General features: G+C 73.0%; 17 protein-coding genes. 14 read left to right on the forward strand and 3 right to left on the reverse strand.

Going from position 1 to position 21322, the window contains the following annotated elements:
• The first annotated feature begins 216 nt into the window (after window positions 1–216).
• Both ABZ898_RS13955 and ABZ898_RS13960 read left to right on the forward strand, forming a co-directional pair.
• Complete coding sequence (locus ABZ898_RS13955; protein ID WP_361657160.1) at window positions 217–906, forward strand: response regulator transcription factor; 690 nt, start codon at window positions 217–219, stop codon at window positions 904–906.
• Between the two features lie 9 nt (window positions 907–915).
• Window positions 916–2343 (forward strand): HAMP domain-containing sensor histidine kinase, encoded by a 1428-nt coding sequence (locus ABZ898_RS13960; RefSeq protein WP_361657163.1) that lies wholly within the window; start codon window positions 916–918, stop codon window positions 2341–2343.
• Here ABZ898_RS13960 and ABZ898_RS13965 read toward each other — a convergent pair.
• Window positions 2322–3341 carry a TAXI family TRAP transporter solute-binding subunit gene (locus ABZ898_RS13965; RefSeq protein ID WP_361657166.1) on the reverse strand — a complete coding sequence of 340 codons (1020 nt, stop codon included), beginning with the start codon at window positions 3339–3341 and terminating at the stop codon, window positions 2322–2324. The two genes, ABZ898_RS13960 and ABZ898_RS13965, sit on opposite strands and share 22 nt — an antisense overlap.
• Before the next feature lie 121 nt (window positions 3342–3462).
• Here ABZ898_RS13965 and ABZ898_RS13970 point away from each other — a divergent pair, with 121 nt between their 5' ends.
• The 3 genes from ABZ898_RS13970 (at window position 3463) to ABZ898_RS13980 (ending at window position 6273) form a co-directional block, all read left to right on the forward strand.
• On the forward strand, window positions 3463–3867 hold the full coding sequence (locus ABZ898_RS13970; RefSeq protein ID WP_361657169.1) for a MazG nucleotide pyrophosphohydrolase domain-containing protein: 405 nt from the start codon (window positions 3463–3465) through the stop codon (window positions 3865–3867).
• Between the two features lie 77 nt (window positions 3868–3944).
• Window positions 3945–5471 (forward strand): tRNA (N6-isopentenyl adenosine(37)-C2)-methylthiotransferase MiaB, encoded by a 1527-nt coding sequence (miaB, locus tag ABZ898_RS13975; RefSeq protein ID WP_361657171.1) that lies wholly within the window; start codon window positions 3945–3947, stop codon window positions 5469–5471.
• A gap of 70 nt (window positions 5472–5541) precedes the next feature.
• Entirely contained in the window at window positions 5542–6273 is a 732-nt protein-coding gene (locus tag ABZ898_RS13980) for a hypothetical protein (protein WP_361657174.1), read from the forward strand.
• Here the strand turns inward: ABZ898_RS13980 and ABZ898_RS13985 are convergent.
• Window positions 6270–6530: an antitoxin gene (locus ABZ898_RS13985; protein ID WP_361657177.1), complete on the reverse strand. Its 261-nt coding sequence runs from the start codon at window positions 6528–6530 to the stop codon at window positions 6270–6272. The two genes, ABZ898_RS13980 and ABZ898_RS13985, sit on opposite strands and share 4 nt — an antisense overlap.
• Window positions 6531–6712: 182 nt before the next feature.
• Between ABZ898_RS13985 and miaA the strand changes: the two genes are divergently transcribed.
• The 6 genes from miaA to hflX all read left to right on the forward strand — a co-directional run bounded on the left by miaA (window position 6713) and on the right by hflX (window position 15177).
• Window positions 6713–7651 (forward strand): tRNA (adenosine(37)-N6)-dimethylallyltransferase MiaA, encoded by a 939-nt coding sequence (gene miaA / locus ABZ898_RS13990; protein WP_361657180.1) that lies wholly within the window; start codon window positions 6713–6715, stop codon window positions 7649–7651.
• A gap of 107 nt (window positions 7652–7758) precedes the next feature.
• Window positions 7759–8259 (forward strand): hypothetical protein, encoded by a 501-nt coding sequence (locus tag ABZ898_RS13995; RefSeq protein ID WP_361657182.1) that lies wholly within the window; start codon window positions 7759–7761, stop codon window positions 8257–8259.
• 320 nt (window positions 8260–8579) lie between these two features.
• Window positions 8580–9470 carry a diaminopimelate epimerase gene (gene dapF / locus ABZ898_RS14000; RefSeq protein ID WP_361657185.1) on the forward strand — a complete coding sequence of 297 codons (891 nt, stop codon included), beginning with the start codon at window positions 8580–8582 and terminating at the stop codon, window positions 9468–9470.
• 284 nt (window positions 9471–9754) lie between these two features.
• The gene (locus ABZ898_RS14005; protein WP_361657188.1) at window positions 9755–11881 is read left to right on the forward strand and encodes an HD domain-containing protein; all 2127 of its coding nucleotides are present in this window, start codon (window positions 9755–9757) and stop codon (window positions 11879–11881) included.
• 86 nt (window positions 11882–11967) lie between these two features.
• On the forward strand, window positions 11968–13479 hold the full coding sequence (locus ABZ898_RS14010) for a M1 family metallopeptidase (RefSeq protein ID WP_361657191.1): 1512 nt from the start codon (window positions 11968–11970) through the stop codon (window positions 13477–13479).
• A 204-nt stretch (window positions 13480–13683) separates the two neighbouring features.
• A complete protein-coding gene (gene hflX / locus ABZ898_RS14015) occupies window positions 13684–15177 on the forward strand; it encodes a GTPase HflX (protein WP_361657194.1) in 1494 nt (497 codons plus the stop codon).
• A gap of 82 nt (window positions 15178–15259) precedes the next feature.
• On the opposite strand, the gene ABZ898_RS14020 is transcribed toward hflX, so the two are convergent.
• Complete coding sequence (locus tag ABZ898_RS14020; RefSeq protein ID WP_361657197.1) at window positions 15260–16477, reverse strand: hypothetical protein; 1218 nt, start codon at window positions 16475–16477, stop codon at window positions 15260–15262.
• 286 nt (window positions 16478–16763) lie between these two features.
• Between ABZ898_RS14020 and ABZ898_RS14025 the strand changes: the two genes are divergently transcribed.
• The 3 genes from ABZ898_RS14025 to ABZ898_RS14035 all read left to right on the forward strand — a co-directional run bounded on the left by ABZ898_RS14025 (window position 16764) and on the right by ABZ898_RS14035 (window position 21161).
• The gene (locus ABZ898_RS14025; RefSeq protein ID WP_361657200.1) at window positions 16764–18212 is read left to right on the forward strand and encodes a diaminobutyrate--2-oxoglutarate transaminase family protein; all 1449 of its coding nucleotides are present in this window, start codon (window positions 16764–16766) and stop codon (window positions 18210–18212) included.
• A 217-nt stretch (window positions 18213–18429) separates the two neighbouring features.
• Window positions 18430–20361 (forward strand): IucA/IucC family protein, encoded by a 1932-nt coding sequence (locus tag ABZ898_RS14030; RefSeq protein ID WP_361657203.1) that lies wholly within the window; start codon window positions 18430–18432, stop codon window positions 20359–20361.
• A 35-nt stretch (window positions 20362–20396) separates the two neighbouring features.
• A complete protein-coding gene (locus tag ABZ898_RS14035) occupies window positions 20397–21161 on the forward strand; it encodes a GNAT family N-acetyltransferase (protein ID WP_361657206.1) in 765 nt (254 codons plus the stop codon).
• The last annotated feature ends 161 nt before the right edge of the window (window positions 21162–21322 follow it).

Here is a 21322-nt window from a genome sequence, read left to right on the forward strand (position 1 = left end):
ATCTGAGCATCACGATCCGATAGCAATCGGACACGTGTCGTAGCACTTGCCTTCTGTGTGCGTATCGGCCGCATAACGGAAGTCATGGGCAACCGGAACGCTCTTGACGGCGTCGTCCTTCATCGGCGTCACTGCATGGTGCACACGCGCGCCCCACCGGCATACGTGCGCGAGAAGAACCCGGACCGTACGACCGCTGAACCGAAGGGGGCGGGAATGAGACTGCTGCTCGTCGAGGACGACAACCACGTCGCCGCCGCCCTCTCCGCCGTCCTCGCCCGGCACGGCTTCGACGTGACCCACGCCCGCAGCGGCGAGGAGGCGCTCCAGGCGCTCGTCCCCGAGGGTCCCGGCTTCGGCGTGATCCTGCTCGACCTCGGCCTGCCCGACCAGGACGGCTACGAGGTCTGCGGCAAGATCCGCAAGCGCACCGGCACCCCGGTCATCATGGTCACCGCCCGCTCCGACATCCGCTCCCGCATCCACGGGCTGAACCTGGGCGCCGACGACTACGTGGTGAAGCCGTACGACACCGGCGAACTCCTCGCCCGGATACACGCCGTCAGCCGCCGCACCGTCCCCGAGGACGCCGTGACCGGCGACGACAGCGCGGCTCTGCTGCTCGGCACGGTCCGCATAGAGCTGCCCACCCGGCAGGTCAGCGTGGCCGGTGCCGTCGTCGCGCTGACCCGCAAGGAGTTCGACCTGCTCGCGCTGCTCGCCCAGCGGCCCGGCGTGGTCTTCCGGCGGGAGCAGATCATCAGCGAGGTGTGGCGCACCAGTTGGGAAGGCACCGGGCGCACGCTGGAGGTGCATGTGGCCTCCCTGCGCGCCAAGCTGCGGATGCCCGCGCTCATCGAGACCGTGCGCGGGGTCGGCTACCGGCTCGTCGCCCCGGCCGGATAGCGGGGCCGGGTGCGCACTCGGCTGCTGCCGCTGCTCATCGTCCTGATGGCGGCCGTGCTTCTCGCGCTCGGCGTGCCGCTCGCCGTCAGCGTGGCCGCGGCCCAGCAACAGGGCGTCATCGTGGACCGCATCGACGACACCGCGCGCTTCGCCGCACTCGCCCAGTTCGTCACCGACACCCCGGGCGGCAGCCGCTCCACGGCCCCGGACGAGCGCCTCCAGACCCTCCACCGCGAGCTGGAGAGCTACCACGACGTCTACGACATCCGTGCCGGTGTCTTCTACAGCGACCGCTCCGCCATGGTCAACGCACCCGGCGACTGGTTCGTACCGCAGCAGGGGGTGGTCCGGGCGGCCTTCGAGGAGGCGCTGCTCAGCCGCCGCAGCCACGACCCCGGCCAGGTGTGGCCCTGGCAGCGGTCCCGGCTGGTGGTCGCCTCGCCCGTGATCCGGGACGGGGATGTGGTCGCGGTCGTCGTCACCGACTCGCCCACCGAGCAGATGCGATGGCGTGTCCTGCGCGGCTGGGCGCTGATCGCGGCCGGCGAGATCGCCGCCATGCTCCTCGCGGTCGGGGCCGCCCTGCGGCTGACCGGCTGGGTGCTGCGACCGGTCAGGGTCCTGGACGCCACCACCCACGACATCGCCACCGGCCGGCTGAAGTCACGCGTCGCGGTCGGCGGGGGGCCACCCGAACTCCGGCGTCTGGCGCGGTCGTTCAACGAGATGGCGGACAACGTCGAGGACGTGCTGGAGCAGCAGCGGGCGTTCGTCGCCGACGCCTCCCACCAGTTGCGCAACCCCCTGTCCGCCCTGTTGCTGCGTATCGAGCTGCTCTCCCTCGAACTGCCCGAGGGCAACGAGGAGATCGCCTCCGTGCGCACCGAGGGCAAGCGTCTGGCCCAGGTGCTGGACGACCTGCTCGACCTGGCGCTGGCCGAGCACGCCGAGACCGAGGCCCGGCTCACCGACATCGGCGCGCTGGCCGCGGAGCGGGTCGCCGCCTGGACGCCCACCGCCGAGGCCAAGGGCGTCCGCCTGGTCGGCGACTGCCCGCCCACGACCGCCTGGGCCGACGCGATCTCCCTGTCCAGCGCGCTGGACGCGGTGATCGACAACGCGGTCAAGTTCACCCCCGAGCACGGCACGGTCGAGGTCGGCGTCTCCGCGGGCGGCGACACCACCACCGTCGAGGTCACCGACACCGGACCCGGTCTGACCGACGACGAACTCGCCCGCGTGGGCGACCGGTTCTGGCGCAGCGGCCGCCACCAGAACATCAAGGGCTCAGGTCTCGGCCTGTCCATCACCCGCGCCCTGCTCGCCGCGACGGGCTGCTCGATCGACTACGGCCACCACGACCCCGAGGGGCTGCGGGTCACGGTCACCCTGCCCCGGCACGCCCCCGCCGCGCGTCAGGGCTTGACCGAACGGTAGTAACGCCGGGCCCCGGTGTGCAGGGGGAGCGGGTCGGTGTAGATCGCGGTCCGCAGATCCACGCGCTGCGCGGAGTGCACGTGCTTGCCTATCTCGTCCCGGCTCTTGATCACGATGCGGGTTATCCACTCCGTGAGCCGCGGGTCCAGGTCGGCGCGGGTCATCAGCAGGTTGGACACCGCGATGGTGGCCACCGTGGAGCCGCCCTGCACGAGCGGATAGGCGGACTCGGGCATGTTGGTGGGCCGGTAGTAGCGCGCCGCCTCACCCTCGGCGTGCAGCCGGGAGACGAGGTTCCCCTCTATCGGCACGAACCGGAACCCCGACCTGTCCGCCAGCTCCGTCAGACCGCCGGTCGGCAGGCCGCCGGACCAGAAGAAGGCGTCGATCTCGTGGGTGGCCAGCATGTCCGGGCCGGTGTCGATGCCCGCGGACACCGGGACGATGCCCTTGTCCGGGTCGATCCCGGCGGCCGTCAGCACGCCGTTCGCTATCAGGCGGACACCGGAGTTGGGCAGACCGGTGGCGACCCGCTTGCCGCGCAGGTCGGCGACGCTGTCGATGTCGGAGCCGGGCGCCACGATGAGCTGGACGTAGTCGTCGTAGAGCCGGGCCACTCCGCGCAGCCGGTGCTCGGCGGGGTGCGCCTGCTCGTACGTCTGCACCGCGTCGGCCGCCGCGATGGTGAAGTCCGCCTTTCCCGCCGCCACCCGCTGCACGTTCTCCTGCGAGCCGGCGCTGCTCGTGAGCCGCACCTCGAGTCCGGGCATGTCCTTCGCCAGCTCGTTGCGCAGGCGGCGGCCGTACTCCTCGTACACCCCGCGGGTGCCGCCCGTGCTGAACACGATCGTGCCGCTCGGCGGCTTCTCGCCGAGCGGCGCCAGCCACCACAGCAGCAGGCCCAGCACCACGACCCCCACGCCCGACGCCCACAGGGCACCGCGGCGCCGGCCGGGCAGCCGGGCGGAGATCTCGGCGAACGGGAAGAGGTTGGACATGCGGGCGATCCTGCCAGGCCGCAGGCGGCCCGACCAGGGCTGTGGACAACCGGACGGCCGGGTCCCCGGACCCCTGTGGACAACCGGAGGGGCTGTCGGAGGCGGCCGTTAGAGTCGCCGCATGAGCACTTCTCCCGCCCGTCTCGTCAGCGAGTTCCACCACGCCTTCGGCCTCGACGCACGCACCGTGCCCACCGAGATCGGTGCCGAACTGGCCGCGCACCGAGGGGAACTGCTCGCCGAGGAGGCGGCCGAGGTGGCCGAGGTCTCCGTCGCCGGTCCGCTCGACCACCTCGCGCAGGAACTGGCGGACGTGGTGTACGTGGCCTACGGCACCGCGCTGGTCCACGGCATCGACCTCGACGAGGTGATCGCCGAGATCCACCGCGCCAACATGAGCAAGATCGGCCCGGACGGCGAAGTGGCCCGCCGCGAGGACGGCAAGGTCCTCAAGGGCGACCACTACCGCGCCCCCGACGTCTTTGCCGTCCTGCGCCGCCAGGGCTGGACCCCGGCCGGGGGCTGACACCGGCGCTGTGTCCCCGGTCACGGGCCGCCCGGAGCGGGGACCGGGGCGTGCCCGGGACCGCCTACCCTTGACCCATGACCATCAGCAGCGACCGGAGCCCGGCAGTGGACGTTCGAGCAGCCAAGACGTACGAGGTGCGCACCTACGGGTGCCAGATGAACGTCCACGACTCCGAGCGATTGTCCGGTCTGCTCGAGGACGCCGGGTACGTGCGCGCGCCCGAGGGCTCGGACGGCGACGCCGACGTGGTCGTGTTCAACACGTGCGCGGTCCGCGAGAACGCCGACAACCGTCTCTACGGCAACCTCGGCCGGCTCGCGCCGCGCAAGGTGTCCCGGCCCGGTATGCAGATCGCGGTCGGCGGCTGCCTCGCGCAGAAGGACCGCGACACCATCGTGAAGAAGGCGCCCTGGGTGGACGTCGTCTTCGGCACGCACAACATCGGCAAGCTGCCCGTCCTGCTGGAGCGCGCCCGCGTGCAGGAGGAGGCGCAGGTCGAGATCGCCGAGTCGCTGGAGGCGTTCCCCTCCACCCTGCCGACCCGGCGCGAGAGCGCGTACGCGGCCTGGGTGTCGATCTCCGTCGGCTGCAACAACACGTGCACCTTCTGCATCGTCCCGGCGCTGCGTGGCAAGGAGAAGGACCGCCGGACCGGCGACATCCTCGCCGAGATCGAGGCGCTGGTGGCCGAGGGCGTCAGCGAGATCACCCTGCTCGGGCAGAACGTCAACGCCTACGGCTCCGACATCGGGGACCGGGAGGCGTTCAGCAAGCTCCTGCGCGCCTGCGGAAAGATCGAGGGCCTGGAGCGCGTCCGCTTCACCTCCCCGCACCCGCGCGACTTCACCGACGACGTGATCGCCGCCATGGCCGAGACGCCGAACGCGATGCCGCAGCTCCACATGCCGCTCCAGTCCGGCTCGGACACCGTCCTGAAGGCGATGCGCCGCTCCTACCGCCAGGACCGCTACCTCGGGATCATCGCGAAGGTCCGCGCCGCCATCCCGCACGCGGCCATCACCACCGACATCATCGTGGGCTTCCCCGGCGAGACCGAGGAGGACTTCGAGCAGACCATGCACGTGGTCCGCGAGGCCCGTTTCGCCCAGGCGTTCACCTTCCAGTACTCCAAGCGTCCCGGCACCCCGGCCGCGACCATGGAGGACCAGATCCCCAAGGAGGTCGTGCAGGCCCGCTACGAGCGCCTCGTCGCCCTCCAGGAGGAGATCTCCTGGGAGGAGAACAAGAAGCAGGTCGGCCGCACCCTGGACCTGATGGTCGCCGAGGGTGAGGGCCGCAAGGACGGCGCCACCCACCGCCTGTCCGGCCGCGCCCCCGACAACCGCCTGGTCCACTTCACCAAGCCGGACGAGCAGGTGCGCCCCGGCGACGTGGTCACCGTCGAGGTCACCTACGCCGCCCCGCACCACCTGCTCGCCGAGGGCCCTGTCCTCGCCGTGCGCCGCATGCGAGCGGGCGACGCCTGGGAGAAGCGCAACGCCGCCGAGACCGCGGAGAAGGCCGGCGTGATGCTCGGTCTGCCGAAGATCGGCGTGCCCGCGCCCCTGCCGGCGGCCACCGCCGGCTGCGGCTGCGACTGACCCGTCCCGCGCCTCACCCGCGGCCCCCGGCGTGCCCGGACCGCGGGTGAGGCGCGTTACGCTGCCGATCATGCTTGCCGCAGCCGCCGTCTGCCTCTGCCCCCCGCTGCTCGTCCCCGAGGTCGCCTCGGGCGCCGCGCCCGAACTGGACGCCGCCCGGACCGCCTGCGCGGACGCCCTCGGCGTGCTCGCCGCCGCCCGCCCCGACCGGCTGGTGGTCATCGGCCCCGCCGAGCGCGGCGGTCGCTACGCGCAGGGTGCGCGGGGCTCCTTCCGCGACTTCGGCGTCGACCTCGACGTGACGCTCGGCCCCGCCGGCCCGGCCGCGCTCGGCCCCGCCGCCCCGGCCACGCCCGGACCCGGGCTGCCCCCTTCGCTGGCCGTCGCCGCGTGGCTGCTGGAGCGGAGCGCCTGGGCGGACGTACCCGTCGAGGGGGTGGCCGTGGAAACGACGCTCCCGCCCGAGCGGTGCGCCGCGCTCGGGGCGGAGACCTGCGGGGGGAGCGACCGCGTGGCCCTGCTGGTGATGGGCGACGGCAGTGCCTGCCGCACCCTCAAGGCCCCCGGCTACCTCGACGACCGGGCGGCCCCCTTCGACACCGAGGCCGCCCGCGCCCTGGGCACCGCCGACCTGGCGGCCCTCGCCGCTCTCGACTCCGGCCTCGCCCGTGAACTCCAGTCCTCCGGCCGCGCCCCCTGGCAGGTCCTCGCCGGAGCCGCGGCGGGCGCGGGCCTCGGCGGCACCCTGCTGTACGACGAGGCGCCGTACGGCGTCGGCTACCTGGTCGCCGCCTGGAGCTAGCTCTTCGGCGGGCCGGGCGGGGTGTCGGTCCCGGTTGCGGGCTTCTGGCCCTCCTGGCCGAGGCGGTCCACCGCCTCCTTCGCCTTGTCCGTACCGGCGTGGATCTTGTCGGTGTACTTGCCCTTGGTCCGCTCGTCGACCACCTGGGCGGCCTTGTCGATGCCGCCCTGCACCTTGTCGCCGTGCTGCCGGGCCAGATCCGTCACCTTGTCCTTGGCCGGGCCGAGCGCGGCCTTCACATTGTCGAACAGGCCCATGGTCCACCTTCCGAAAACAACCCGAATGCGCGTCTTGCGGCGCTTGTGAGGGACGCTACCCCTCCCCACGAGGCGTCACACCACGCGTCCGCCCGGACCGCACCCGTGACCTCTGCCCCGCCGGCGGCCCCGCATTCCCCGTCGGCCACCTGCCCCACCGCGACGTTTGCGAGACTGGTGCCGTGAGCAGTGCATCCCCCGCCCCCCGTGTCATCGCCGTCGTCGGCCCCACCGCGGCCGGAAAGTCCGACCTCGGTGTCTTCCTGGCCCAGCAGCTCGGCGGCGAGGTCATCAACGCCGACTCGATGCAGCTCTACCGGGGGATGGACATCGGCACCGCCAAGCTCACCCCGGAGGAGCGCGGCGGCGTCCCGCACCACCTCCTCGACATCTGGGACGTCACGGTCGCGGCCTCCGTCGCGGAGTACCAGAAGCTGGCCCGCGCCCGCATCGACGCCCTGCTCGCCGAGGGCCGCTGGCCGATCCTCGTCGGCGGGTCGGGGCTGTACGTACGCGGCGCCGTGGACAACCTGGAGTTCCCCGGCACCGATCCCGAGGTCCGGGCCCGCCTGGAGGACGAGCTGGCCCTGCGCGGCCCCGGCGCCCTGCACGCCCGGCTGGCCGCCGCCGACCCCGAGGCCGGCCGCGCCATCCTGCCCAGCAACGGGCGCCGCATCGTCCGCGCGCTGGAGGTCATCGAGATCACCGGCCGCCCCTTCACCGCCAACCTCCCCGGCCACGACTCGGTCTACGACACCCTCCAGATCGGCGTCGACGTGGCCCGGCCCGAACTCGACGAGCGCATCGCGCTCCGGGTCGACCGCATGTGGGAGGCCGGACTCGTCGACGAGGTGCGCGCGCTGGAGGCCCAGGGGCTGCGCGAGGGGCGTACCGCCTCCCGCGCGCTCGGCTACCAGCAGGTGCTCAACGCCTTCGCCGGGGAGTGCACCGAGGAGGAGGCGCGCGCGGAGACCGTGCGCTCCACCAAGCGCTTCGCGCGCCGCCAGGACACGTGGTTCCGGCGGGACCCCCGGGTGCACTGGCTCAGCGGTGCAGTAGCGGACCGCGGGGAACTTCCGGGACGGGCGCTGGCGTTGGTCGAACGACCGGTCACAGCCTGATCACGTCCTGGCATCGGGATGCGCCACCGGTCAGCCCGGCCTCCGGCGCCGTGCCATCATCGAGCTTCGATCGACCAGTGAAGTCCTAGTTGGGAGGGCGCGTGGCGATGGAGGCCAGCCCTCGTGACACCGCAGCAGGCACCGAGCACGTCACCACCGACAGTGACGAGACCGGCGTCGAGGACCGTCTCGCCGACGACGGCCCGGAGGACCTCCCGGTCGTGGTCACCGCCGACGGCCCGACCCCCGAGGAGATGTTCGCGGGCGGCCCCGAGGTCGAGGTCGAACTGCGCCCGCAGCGGCGGCTGCGGATCTGGCAGCTGGCGCCCATCGTGGGGCTGGCCGCGCTCGGCTCGCTGATGTTCGCCTTCCCGCTCGCCTTCGACTTCGGCGACAGCGGCGCGGTGATCGCCATGCTGGGCCTGCTGATCTGCTCCTGCGCCGCCGGCTGGGGCATGATGGCCGCCCGCCGGGTCGGCTACACCTGGCCGGGCCTGCCTCCGCGCGGCTCCGGCCGCCGTGCCGACTGGCGCGTCGTGCTCGGATACGCCCTGGTCGTGGGCGTGGTCGCCGTGCTCGCCGTGTGGCGCGTGGCCCGGCTCCGCTAGGGCCTGTCTTCCGGATCTTGCCGGGGTCGCGGGCCCTGGCACGCACGTCTGCCGCGTTGTCGTCACTCTCCCCCAAGCTCTCGACTTCGCTCGAGCAGGGGGGACCCCCACCGCTCCGCGTCGACTCCCTCCTCCGCCTTGCAGCCGCACGCACCAGACCCCGCTCGGGTCGGCCCGGAGGCACCGTCGGCCCGAGCCGGCCTGATCCGGAAGAAAGGCCCTAGCCCCTTCCTTCCCGTACCCGCCGGGCACGGGCCCCTGGAGATCACCGCCGTCCCCCGTCCCCGGACGGTGTCGCCGCCACCCCGTACGATCGAGGGATGAGCACGCGGATCGCATTCCTCAAGGGGCACGGCACCGAGAACGACTTCGTGATCGTGCCCGACCCCGAGAACGCCCTGGACCTCACCCCCGCCGCCGTCGCCGCCCTCTGCGACCGCCGTGCCGGCATCGGCGGCGACGGCGTCCTGCACGTGGTGCGCTCCGCCGCGCACCCCGAGGCCCGGGACATGGCCGACGAGGCCGAGTGGTTCATGGACTACCGCAACGGCGACGGCTCGATCGCCGAGATGTGCGGCAACGGAGTGCGTGTGTTCGCGCGCTACCTCCAGCACGCCGGACATGTGGGCGCGGGCGACCTCACCATCGCCACGCGCGGAGGTGTGAAGCGGGTCCACATCACCAAGGCCGCCGAGGACGGTTCCGGAGCCGGGGACGTCACCGTGGGCATGGGCCGCGCCCGCCTGCCCGAGGGCGAGGTCACGGTGCGCGTCGGCGGGCGCGCGTGGCCCGCGCGCAACGTGAACATGGGCAACCCGCACGCCGTCGCCTTCGTGGACGACCTCGACCACGCCGGTGACCTCTACACCGCGCCGCCGGTCGGCCCGGAGGGTGCCTACCCGGACGGCGTCAACGTCGAGTTCGTCGTCGACCGGGCCCCCGGTCACGTCGCCATGCGCGTGCACGAGCGCGGTTCCGGCGAGACCCGTTCCTGCGGCACCGGCGCGTGCGCCGTCGCCGTGGCCGCCGCCCGGCGCGACGGCGCGGACCCGGCCGTCACCGGCACCCCGGCGCGCTACGTCGTGGACGTGCCCGGCGGCCGGCTGGTCATCACCGAGCGGCCGGACGGGGAGATCGAGATGACGGGTCCCGCCGTGATCGTCGCCGAGGGCGAGATCGACGCCGAATGGCTGGAAAACGTGGCCCGCTGACCTGGAAGGACCGTCTCCGGCGGCGGCTGGACGCCGGGGACCGGCCGTTCCGCGACGGCGAGGCCCTTCGAATCCGCGGCCGACTGGAGGGCACGTGGCGCAAACTCTAAACCTCCCCGTCGTCGCTCGAATGGGTGATCCGTTTCACGCTCGCCGAGAGGCGGTCGGTCGCACGTGATGGGCTCGGTAGCATCAAGCACCGGCACGGACGGGGGAACGTCGCCAACCCTGAGCCGCGTATGCCCTCCGGGCCCCGTCCGCCGGTCCACGAGCCGGAGGTGCCCATGAGTGCGGAGGCCACGAACCCTGCGACCCCAGGCCCGGTAGCGCCCACGGCGCCCGCCGTGGCCCGCAGGAAGTCCCGGCCGCGGATCGACCTGCGCCGGCTCGGCCGGGCCGCGCTGCTCGGCCCCGCCGTCCGCAGCAGGCTGCCCGACGCCATCGGGCACGTGGCCGAGGCCCACCGCGCCCACCACCCCGACGCCGACCTCGACCCGCTGCGCCGCGCCTACCTCCTGGCCGAGTCCTCCCACCGGGGCCAGATGCGCAAGAGCGGCGAGCCGTACATCACCCACCCCCTCGCCGTGACCCTGATCCTCGCCGAACTGGGCGCGGAGACCACCACCCTGACCGCCTCCCTCCTGCATGACACGGTCGAGGACACCGAGGTGACGCTGGAGCAGGTCCGCGAGGAGTTCGGGGAGGAGGTCCGCTACCTCGTCGACGGCGTCACCAAGCTGGAGAAGGTCGACTACGGCGCCGCCGCCGAGCCGGAGACCTTCCGCAAGATGCTCGTCGCCACCGGCAACGACGTACGCGTGATGTCGATCAAGCTCGCCGACCGCCTGCACAACATGCGCACCCTCGGCGTGATGCGCCCCGAGAAACAGGCGCGGATCGCCAAGGTCACCCGCGACGTCCTCATCCCGCTCGCCGAACGCCTCGGTGTGCAGGCCCTGAAGACCGAGCTGGAAGACCTCGTCTTCGCCATCCTCCACCCCGAGGAGTACGCCCGCACCAGCGAACTCATCGCCGAGAACGCGAGCGGCGAGGACCCGCTCGCCGAGGTCGCCGACGAGGTGCGCGTCGTGCTGCGCGAGGCCGACATCCCGGCCGAAGTCCTCATCCGGCCCCGCCACTTCGTCTCCGTCCACCGCGTCTCCCGCAAACGCGGACCGCTGCGCGGCACCGATTTCGGCCGCCTGCTGGTGCTCGTGAACGAGGACGCCGACTGCTACGCGGTCCTCGGCGAACTGCACACCTGCCTGACGCCGGTCGTCTCGGAGTTCAAGGACTTCATCGCCGTACCGAAGTTCAACCTGTACCAGTCGCTGCACACCGCCGTGGCCCGTCCGGACGGCCAGGTCGTCGAAGTCCTCATCCGCACCCACCACATGCACCAGGCCGCCGAGGCCGGCGTGATCGCGCTCGGCAACCCGTACACGCCGCCCGCCGAGGAGCAGACCACCGGACTCGACGGCGAACGCGCCGACCCCACCCGCCCCGGCTGGCTCTCCCGCCTGCTGGACTGGCAGCAAGGTGCCTCCGACCCCGACACCTTCTGGTCCACCCTGCGCGACGACCTCGCCCAGGACCGCGAGATCACCGTCGTCCGCCCCGACGGCGGCACCCTGGGCCTGCCCGAGGGCGCCACCTGCGTGGACGCCGCCTACGCGCAGTACGGGGACGACGCCCACGCCTGCATCGGCGCCCGTGTCAACGGCCGCCTGGCCACCCTCAGCACCGTGCTGCGCGACGGCGACACCGTCCAGCTGCTGATGGGCCAGGACCCGGCCTCCGAGCCGTCCCGCGACTGGCTCGAGCACGCCCACACCCCCGCCGCGCGCATCGCCATCCAGCGCTGGCTGGCCGCCCATCCCGGCGCCGACGGCAGAACCTCCGACGCCGCCGGCGAACCGGGCGGGACGCGTCCCACCAGCAGCGCCCCGGCCGCGCGCCCCAAGGGCGCCGACGTCCTCCTGGAGAGGCCCGGCGGCCCGGTGCGGCTCGCCGGATGCTGTACGCCCGTGCCGCCCGACGGCATCGTCGGCTTCGCCGTGCGCGGGGGCGCGGTCACCGTGCACCGGGTGGAGTGCTCCATGGTCGCCGACATGAAGAGCCGGGGCCGCGCGGAGATCCCGGTGCGCTGGGGCGACACCACCGCGTGCCGCGTCACCCTGGTCGCGGAATCGTTCAGCCGTCCGCATCTGCTGGCCGACCTCACCGAGGCCATCGCGGTGGAGGGCGCCGAGATCGTCTCCGCCAGCGTGGAGTCGCCCAGCCAGCAGCGCGTCCGCCACACCTACACCCTCCAGCTCCCCGACGCCGCCGAACTGCCCGCCCTGATGCGCGCGATGCGTGACGTGCCGGGCGTGTACGACGTCAGCCGGGCCCAGGCACCCGCCGCCTGAAACCCGGGACCCGCCGGACGACCCGATCGGGTGGGCCCGTCGCGCGCCGTCGCCGCCCGGTGGCCCGACGCTGGTAGCGGTGGGGCATGTCGCTCACTCGCCCCACGCGCCTCCACCCCGCACTCCGGTTCCTCCGGCGTCCGAAGGCGGCCCTGCTCGCCTCGGCCGTCTCGGTCTGCCTCGTCGCCGCCGCGGCCCCCGCCGAACCGCTGGGTGTCGGCGACCGGATCTTCCCGGAGCTGGGCAACCCCGGCTACGACGTGGCCGCGTACGACCTCGCCCTCACCTACCCCGGCCGCAACGACAAGCCGCTCCAGGCCGTCACCACCATCGACGCCCGGCTCACCGGCTCCCTGCGGCGGATCAACCTCGACTTCGCGCACGGCACCGTCGAGTCCGTCGAGGTCGACGGCCGCGAGGCCGCCTTCGCGAGCGCGGGCGAGGACCTCGTCGTCACCCCGGACCACACGCTGCCGCTCGGCAGCCTGACCCGGATCACCGTGCGGCACACCAGCGACCCCGTCTCCGCCGACGACCAGGACGGCGGCTGGGTGCGCACCACCGACGGACTCGCCATGGCCAACCAGGCGGACGCCGCGCACCTGGTCTTCCCGTGCAACGACCACCCGTCCGACAAGGCGATGTTCACCTTCCACGTCACCGCCCCGAACGGCTACACCGCCGTCGCCAACGGCCTGCCCACCTCGACGGTGAAGGCCGGCGGCTCCACCACCTGGAGCTACCGCTCCCAGCACCCCATGGCCACCGAACTCGCCCAGGTGTCCATCGGCCGCTCCGCCGTCGTCCACCGCCAGGGCCCGCACGGGCTGCCCCTGCGCGACGTGGTGCCCGCCGCCGACAAGGAGACGCTGGAACCCTGGCTCGCCAGGACTCCGGACCAGATCTCCTGGATGGAGAACAAGATCGGCCCCTACCCCTTCGAGACCTACGGCGTGCTGATGGCGCAGGCCAGCACCGGTTTCGAGCTGGAGACGCAGACCCTGTCGCTGTTCGAGAAGGACATCTTCACCGAGCCCGCCTACCCCAAGTGGTACATCGAGTCGGTCATGGTCCACGAGCTGTCCCACCAGTGGTTCGGCGACAGCCTCAGCCCCCGCACCTGGTCCGACGTGTGGCTGAACGAAGGACACGCCACCTGGTACGAGGCCCTCTACGCCGAGGAGAAGGCGGACCGGCCCCTGGAGACCCGGATGAAGGCCGCCTACGGAGCCTCCGACCGCTGGCGCGCCGCCGGGGGACCGCCCGCGAGGCCCAAGCCGCCCGCCCCCGGCCAGAAGATCGGCATCTTCCGCCCCAACATCTACGACGGGGCGGCGCTGGTGCTGTTCGCCCTGCGCCAGGAGATCGGCGCGGCCGCCTTCGAGCGGCTGGAGAAGGTGTGGGTCCAGGACAACCGGGACACCAGCGTCGGCACCGCCGACTTCGTCCGCCTCGCCTCAGCCATCGGCGGCCGCGACCTCACCGGCTTCTTCCAGGACTGGCTGTACGGCGAGAAGACCCCGCCCATGCCTGGTCACCCGGACTGGAAGCAGGTCCCGCCCCCGGCGCCCTCGGACTCCGCCAGGAAGAAGAACTGACACCTCCCGGACACGCGCCGCGTCCCCGGCGGATATCCCGGTGACGCGGTGCTCCGCGCCGTGCGACCATCTTCCGGTCGGCGCGGCGCGACGTACGGGAATCTCCCGGCATATCCGCGCGTTGTCCCTGATGAAACCGGTCCCTCGCCGACCCCGGGTCGCAAGAGAACCCCGGACCGGCCCTGCCCTCGACGTAAGGAACCAATGACCTCCTCCTCTTCTTCCCCTTCACAGGACGCCAAGCGCCTCGCGCACGCCTACCCCGAAGGTCTTCGGGCCGATGCCCTGATGGAAGAGGACGTCGCCTGGAAGCACGACATCGACGGCGAGCGTGACGGCGACCAGTTCGACCGCTCCGAGCGCGCGGCCCTGCGCCGTGTGGCGGGGCTGTCCACCGAGCTGGAGGACGTCACCGAGGTCGAGTACCGCCAGCTCCGCCTGGAGCGGGTCGTGCTCGTCGGAGTGTGGACCACCGGCACCGCCCAGGACGCGGACAACTCCCTCGCGGAGCTGGCCGCCCTCGCGGAGACGGCGGGCGCCCTCGTGCTCGACGGCGTGATCCAGCGCCGCGACAAGCCCGACGCGGCCACCTACATCGGCTCCGGCAAGGCCCTGGAGCTGCGCGACGTGGTCATGGAGACCGGCGCGGACACCGTCATCTGCGACGGTGAGCTGAGCCCCGGCCAGCTCATCCAGCTCGAGGACGTCGTCAAGGTCAAGGTCATCGACCGTACGGCCCTGATCCTCGACATCTTCGCCCAGCACGCCAAGTCCCGAGAGGGCAAGGCGCAGGTCGCGCTCGCGCAGATGCAGTACATGCTGCCGCGACTGCGCGGCTGGGGTCAGTCGCTGTCCCGGCAGATGGGTGGCGGCCGCGGTGGCCTGGCCACGCGTGGTCCCGGTGAGACCAAGATCGAGACCGACCGGCGCCGCATCCGCGAGAAGATGGCGAAGATGCGCCGGGAGATCGCGGAGATGAAGACCGGCCGCGAGATCAAGCGCCAGGAGCGCCGCCGCAACAAGGTGCCCTCCGTCGCCATCGCCGGTTACACCAACGCCGGCAAGTCCTCCCTGCTCAACCGCCTCACGGGCGCGGGGGTCCTGGTGGAGAACGCCCTGTTCGCCACCCTCGACCCGACCGTCCGCCGTGCGGAGACCCCGAGCGGCCGGCTGTACACCCTGGCCGACACCGTCGGCTTCGTCCGGCACCTGCCGCACCACCTGGTCGAGGCGTTCCGCTCCACCATGGAGGAGGTCGGCGACTCCGACCTCATCCTGCACGTGGTGGACGGCTCCCACCCGGTCCCGGAGGAGCAGCTCGCCGCCGTGCGTGAGGTGATCCGGGAGGTCGGCGCGACCGACGTGCCCGAGATCGTCGTCATCAACAAGGCGGACGCGGCCGACCCGCTGGTCCTGCAGCGGCTGCTGCGCGTCGAGAAGCGGTCCATCGCCGTCTCGGCCCGCACCGGTCAGGGCTTGGAGGAGCTGCTCGCCCTGATCGACGACGAGCTGCCCCGCCCCTCGGTCGAGGTCGAGGCGCTCGTGCCGTACACCCAGGGCAAGCTCGTCGCCCGCGCCCACACCGAGGGCGAGGTGCTCACCGAGGAGCACACCGCCGAGGGCACCCTGATCAAGGTCCGGGTGCACGCGGAGCTGGCGGCCGACCTGGCCCCGTACACGCCGACCGCGACCGCCTGACCGGTACCGCCGGAGCACGAAGAGGCCCGCCGTCCCCTCGTACGAGAGGGGGCGGCGGGCCTTCGTCATATGTGCGTGACGGCTACCGGCCCGCGAACTTCGCGCTCACCGAGTCGTACACGCCCTTGGCCACCTCGCCGAGCCGGGGACCGGCCAGCCAGCCCGAGGAGGCGGGGCCGATCGAGGTGTTGGAGACCAGCGTGGGCTTGCCGTCCGCGCCCTGCTCCACCCAGCCGCCGCCGGAGGAACCACCGGTCATGGTGCAGCCGATGCGGTACATCGTCGGGTCGGCCTTGGCGATCGACAGCCGTCCCGGCTTGTCCTGGCACTGGTACAGCAGCTGGCCGTTGTACGGCTCCGCCGCCGGGTAGCCGCTCGCGGTGAGCGTGCTGACCTCGGTCGCGGGGGGAGCGGCGAAGTCCACCGGCAGCGCGCCGCCGACCGTCTCCTCCAACGACTTGCCCCCGTTGCCCTGCTCCGGCGTCACATGGATGACCGCGAAGTCGTACGAGGCACCGTTGCCGCCCGTCTCGCCGCCCCCGTCGATCCACTGCTGAGAGGTCTTGGCGGCGTCCGCCCACCAGACGCCGTAGGGCGCCACCTGCTCACGGGACGCGTTCTCCATCTCCGAGGCCGACAGGCTCTGGTTGTTGTACGACGGAGCGAAGGCGATGTTGCGGTACCAGCCGCCCTTCTTGCCCGCGTGCACGCAGTGGCCGGCCGTCCAGATCAGGTTGGACTTGCCCGGGTGCGCCGGGTCCTGGACGACCGTGGCCGAGCAGACCATGGTGCCCTTGGGGGAGTCGAAGAACACCTTGCCCGAGGTGGCCGCGTTGGTGTGGTACGGCGGGCGGACCGCCTTGGCCTGCACCGGCTGCGGCGTCGGGTCGGTCACGCCCGCGTCGCCGGAGATGTCGTCGGCACCGACCCGCTTGGCCGGGTCGTCGGCGTCCCGCATCCGGTCCTTGTCCCACAGACCGCTGATGATCGGGTTGATGAAGTCGTTGGCCTCGCGCAGCCAGTCGTCCCGGTCCCAGTTCTTCCAGGCGCCGTCCTTCCACTTGTCCATGTCGATGCCGTGCTGGCGCAGCTTGTCCTGGAGGTCCTGCGGAACCCGGACCTTCCCGTCGGAGCCCCGCGCGGCCGCGGACGGGTCGCCGCCGGCGTTGTCGTCCCCGTCGCACGCGGTCGCGGTCAGCGCCAGTGCCGAGGCGAGAGCGACGGCCGCCAGCACCCGGGAGGTCCGGCGGCGCGTACCCCTTCCTCGGCTAGCGGTCGACGACGGCCGTATGGATCGCATGGTGGTGACTCTCCCTGCTGTGACGGAACTTGGCGCTTCGGTCCGGTGCCGGCGCCCAACTCGTGACGGGCCGGGGCCCGTTCCCGGCCTGCCGGGCACGGGACCACACACTATGCGCTCGCTGTAGGGGACATCTGACGGAACCGCAACAGTTACGTCACGGCAAGGATCTTGAGGCAACCCGTAACCAGGCGGCCGGCCGGCGGTTGGTAGCCGTGGGGGGACCGCTGCCCGCGCCCGCCCCCGTCGAGCAACTCGCCTCTGTACAGCGGGAGGACAGCGAGCCGTGGCCGTGACCGAGTCGGAGGCCGACAGCACCCACCGGGGAACTCCGGCCGTGCACGAGGGGATTCTCAGGCGCCAGTCGGCGCGCGAGTCCGCCGCGCGCACCTACGCCCGGGCCCTGCCCATCGTGCCCGTGCGGGCGCGTGGCCTCACCATCGAGGGCGCGGACGGCCGCCGTTACCTGGACTGCCTCTCCGGCGCCGGTGCGCTGGCCCTCGGCCACAACCACCCCGTCGTGCTGGAGGCCATCCGCAAGGTCCTCGACTCCGGCGCCCCCCTCTCCGTGCTGGACCTGGCGACCCCGGTCAAGGACGCCTTCACCACCGAGCTGTTCCGCACCCTGCCCCCCGGCCTCGCCGACCGGGCCCGCGTGCAGTTCTGCGGCCCGGCCGGGACCGACGCCGTCGAGGCCGCCCTCAAGCTGGTCCGGGCGGCCACCGGCCGCAGCGGCGTCCTCGCCTTCGCCGGCGCCTACCACGGCATGACCGCGGGAGCCCTGGCCGCGTCCGGCAGCGCCCCCGACCTCCAGGTGTGCCATCTGCCCTACCCCCAGGACTACCGCTGCCCCTTCGGCGTCGGCGGCCCGCGCGGCGCCGAACTCGGCGCCCGCTGGACCGAGTCCGTCCTCGACGACCCCAAGTCGGGCGTGCCCCGGCCGGCCGGGATGATCCTCGAACCCGTCCAGGGCGAGGGCGGGGTGATCCCGGCGCCGGACGACTGGCTGCGCCGGATGCGGCGGCTGACCGCGGAGCGGTCCATCCCGCTGATCGCGGACGAGGTGCAGACCGGCGTCGGACGCACCGGCGCCTTCTGGGCCGTCGACCACAGCGGGATCACCCCCGACGTGATGGTCCTGTCCAAGGCGATCGGCGGCAGTCTCCCGCTGGCCGTCGTCGTCTACCGCGAGGAACTCGACGTCTGGCCGCCCGGCGCCCACGCGGGCACCTTCCGGGGCAACCAGCTCGCCATGGCGGCGGGCACCGCCACCCTCGCCCACGTCCGCGAGAACGGCCTCGCCGAACGAGCCGCCACGCTCGGAGCCCGCATGCTGGACCGGCTCCGCGTGCTCCAGGCCGACTTCGCCTGCGTGGGAGAGGTGCGGGGGCGCGGGCTGATGATCGGGGTGGAACTGGTGAACCCCGAGTCCGCGCCGACGGGCGGACGGTTGCCCGAGGCCCGCGGCTCCGGCACGGACGGCGCCGACCGTGCGACCCCGCCCCACCCCGCCGACCCCGAACTCGCCGCGACCGTCCAGCGCGAGTGCCTCGACCGGGGGCTGATCGTGGAACTCGGCGGCCGTCACAACAGCGTCGTACGGCTCCTCCCGCCGCTCACCATCAGCGACGAGCAGGCGTCCGCCGTACTGGACCGCCTCGCCGACGCGGTGACGGCCGCCAGTTGCGACCACCGTCACCGCCACCCGGACCGGCCCACGGAGCGCACCGGCTAGCCGCCCCGGCCGGACCGCCCCTCCTCATCGCCGACGCGCACCGCACCCGCGCCCCGGCCGGCACCGGCGAACCCGCAGGCGGCCCTTCCGCCGACACCCCGCGGCGCCCCGGACACGCCTCCGCCCGCGCGCGGACCCCCGTCCACGTCACCGCCACACCTGCCGCGCGGACCCCCTCCGCGGCCGACCCGCACCCGCATCACTCCGAGGAACCGCCATGAACGCCACCCCCGCGCCCGACGGCCGGTCCGAGACCCCCGACGACCAGGCGGACCCCGGCGAGCCCGGTGCCGTCGTGCCGCTGGCCGAAGCGGTGCCGCACCAGAAGCGGCGCGCGCCTGACGCCCAAGGGCCGGACGAGACCGACGCCGACCCGCTGGAGGCGGCCGACCCCCACAGCGCGGCCCAGGCGGCGGCGGTGGAGAACCTCCTGCGCTGCTGGGTCCGGGAGACCGGCGTCGCGGCGCCGGACACCGGAGTCCTGCACCTCCCCCTGCCCGCCAGCGGCACCGCCCTGATCACCCCCGTACGCCACTGGTCCCCGACCGGCTGGCACCGCTTCGGAACGCCCCGGCTCGACGGCGCCCCCGAACACGCCCCCTCGGTCGACGCCGTCACCCTCGCCGCCCTGCTCACCCGCGAGACCCCCGGCACCGCACCCGGTCACGAGGGCCACGGAACCGCTCCGGCGGACGGCGCCGACCTCGTCGCCCGCGTCGCCGACTCGCAACGCCACACCGCCGTCTTCCTGCGCGAGCGCCGCGCCCGCCCCGAGGACGGGCCGGACCTCTTCCTCAGCGCCGAACAGGCGCTGCTCCTCGGCCATCCGCTGCATCCGACCCCGAAGAGCCGCGAAGGGCTCACCGAGGCAGAGGCCCGGCGGTACGCGCCGGAACTCCGCGGGTCCTTCCCGCTGCACTGGATCGCCGTCGCCCCCTCCCTCCTCGCCTCGGACTCCGCCTGGACCGAACGCGGGCGCCCCGTCCCCGCCGACCGCCTCCTCCGGCAACTCGCCGGAACCGACATCCCGTTGCCCGAGGGATACGGCGCGCTGCCGCTGCACCCCTGGCAGGCGCGCGACGCCCGGCACCGCGCCCCCGTGGCCGCCCTGCTGGACTCCGGCCTGCTGCGCGACCTCGGCCCCCTCGGCCCGCCCTGGCACCCCACCTCCTCCGTACGGACCGTCCACCGCTCCGGCTCCCCGGCGATGCTCAAGCTGTCGCTCGGGCTGCGCATCACCAACTCCCGCCGGGAGAACCTGCGCAAGGAACTCCACCGGGGCGTCGAGGTGCACCGCCTGCTGCGCGCGGGGCTGGGGAAGCAGTGGCAGGCGGCCCACCCCGGCTTCGACATCGTGCGCGACCCCGCCTGGCTCGCCGTGGACGGGACCGACGGACTGCCCGTCCCCGGCCTCGACGTGATGATCAGGCACAACCCGTTCGCCCCCGCCGACGACATCGGCTGCGTCGCCGGAGTCGTCTCACCCCGCCCCGCGTCCGAGCCCGATCCGGCGACGGACCCCCGGCTCCTGCGTTCCCGGCTGGCCCACCTCGTCGCACGGCTCGCCGCCCGCACCGGCCGGCCCGTGGGCGCCGTCGCCACCGAGTGGTTCCTGCGCTACCTCGAACAGATCGTCAGGCCCGTCCTGTGGCTCGACGGCGCGGCGGGCATCGCCCTGGAGGCGCACCAACAGAACACGCTGCTCCGCCTGGACCGGGACGGCTGGCCGGCGGGCGGCCACTACCGCGACAACCAGGGCTACTACTTCCGCGAGTCCCACCGCGCCGAACTCGACGCCCTGCTGCCCGGCATCGGCGAGCGCAGCGACACCTTCGTCGCCGACGACGTCACCGACGAACGCTTCGCCTACTACCTGGCCGTCAACAACGTCTTCGGCCTCATCGGGGCGTTCGGCTCCCAGCGCCTGGCCGACGAACACCTCCTTCTCGCCGCGTTCCGCCGCTTCCTCACCGCCGCGGCCTCCGGACCGGCCGCCCTGCGCAGCACCCTGCCGGGCAACCTGCTCGACTCACCCGTCCTGCGCTGCAAGGCCAACCTGCTGACCCGGCTGCACGGACTGGACGAACTCGTCGGTCCCGTCGACACCCAGTCGGTCTACGTGACCATCGCCAACCCCCTTCATTCCTGACCCTGTTCCCGTCCGCCCCCATGAGAGGAGCGCGCGTGTCCCTCACCGACACCGGCGCCGAAGCCCTGCCCGCCCCGGTCGACCCCGACCGCCCGGAGCCGCGAGGCTGCGCCGACCCGGACGCGAGCACGCTCCGCTGGGACGAGGAGGAGACACTCAACCTCCGGCTCCCCGCCGAACCCGGCCCGCTCCGGGCGGAGTCGCCCTGCCAGGTCTCACCGGTCCGGCCCGACCTCCTGGACGGCCCCCACACCTGGGGCCCGACCGCCACTCCCGCGGGCGTCTTCGAACTCGTCCCCGTGCGCCTCGACCACGACCTCCCCCTCGTCCAGGGATGGATGAACGATCCCGCGGTCGCCGCGTTCTGGAAACTCGCCGGGAGCCCGGACCGCACGGAGCGCCACGTGAGGGCCCAACTGGACGGGGACGGACGCAGCGTGCCCTGCGTCGGCACGCTCGACGGCATCGCGCTGAGCTACTGGGAGATCTACCGGGCGGACCTCGACCCGCTGGCCCGCCGCTACCCGGCGCGCCCGCACGACACGGGTATCCACCTGCTCATCGGCGAGGCAGCGCACCGGGGCCGGGGGCTCGGCACCGTCCTGCTGACGGCCGTGGCCGGGATGATCCTGGAACACCGCCGCGCCTGCTCGCGCGTCGTCGCGGAACCCGACATGCGCAACACCCCCTCGGTGACCGCCTTCCTCAACGCCGGTTTCCGGTGCTCGGCGGAGGTCGACCTGCCCGGCAAGCGGGCCGCCCTCATGATCCGGGACCGGGTCCGGCACGAAACCTCGTAGCACCAAGTGACCGGGTGCTCACCTGTTGTACGCACGGCCGTCCCGCCGAGTTCCCGCTCGCGCGAAGAAGAGTTCAGGAGTTCGGACGTGACCGCTTCCCGCTCCGCCCACTCCGGCGGCCGGGCACGATTGTCGGTGCGGGGCCGTAGGGTGGTCGGGCT

The sequence above is a fragment of the Streptomyces sp. NPDC046860 genome, assembly GCF_040645115.1.
Lineage (GTDB): Bacteria > Actinomycetota > Actinomycetes > Streptomycetales > Streptomycetaceae > Streptomyces.

Excerpts from the sequence above, each read along its gene's own strand:
- ABZ898_RS13955 (WP_361657160.1), top strand. The coding sequence starts at position 217 with ATGAGACTGCTGCTCGTCGAGGACGACAACCACGTCGCCGCCGCCCTC.
- ABZ898_RS13965 (WP_361657166.1), bottom strand. The coding sequence starts at position 3,341 with ATGTCCAACCTCTTCCCGTTCGCCGAGATCTCCGCCCGGCTGCCCGGC.
- ABZ898_RS13970 (WP_361657169.1), top strand. The coding sequence starts at position 3,463 with ATGAGCACTTCTCCCGCCCGTCTCGTCAGCGAGTTCCACCACGCCTTC.
- miaB (WP_361657171.1), top strand. The coding sequence starts at position 3,945 with ATGACCATCAGCAGCGACCGGAGCCCGGCAGTGGACGTTCGAGCAGCC.
- ABZ898_RS13980 (WP_361657174.1), top strand. The coding sequence starts at position 5,542 with ATGCTTGCCGCAGCCGCCGTCTGCCTCTGCCCCCCGCTGCTCGTCCCC.
- ABZ898_RS13985 (WP_361657177.1), bottom strand. The coding sequence starts at position 6,530 with ATGGGCCTGTTCGACAATGTGAAGGCCGCGCTCGGCCCGGCCAAGGAC.
- ABZ898_RS13995 (WP_361657182.1), top strand. The coding sequence starts at position 7,759 with ATGGAGGCCAGCCCTCGTGACACCGCAGCAGGCACCGAGCACGTCACC.
- dapF (WP_361657185.1), top strand. The coding sequence starts at position 8,580 with ATGAGCACGCGGATCGCATTCCTCAAGGGGCACGGCACCGAGAACGAC.
- ABZ898_RS14005 (WP_361657188.1), top strand. The coding sequence starts at position 9,755 with ATGAGTGCGGAGGCCACGAACCCTGCGACCCCAGGCCCGGTAGCGCCC.
- ABZ898_RS14010 (WP_361657191.1), top strand. The coding sequence starts at position 11,968 with ATGTCGCTCACTCGCCCCACGCGCCTCCACCCCGCACTCCGGTTCCTC.
- hflX (WP_361657194.1), top strand. The coding sequence starts at position 13,684 with ATGACCTCCTCCTCTTCTTCCCCTTCACAGGACGCCAAGCGCCTCGCG.
- ABZ898_RS14020 (WP_361657197.1), bottom strand. The coding sequence starts at position 16,477 with ATGCGATCCATACGGCCGTCGTCGACCGCTAGCCGAGGAAGGGGTACG.
- ABZ898_RS14030 (WP_361657203.1), top strand. The coding sequence starts at position 18,430 with ATGAACGCCACCCCCGCGCCCGACGGCCGGTCCGAGACCCCCGACGAC.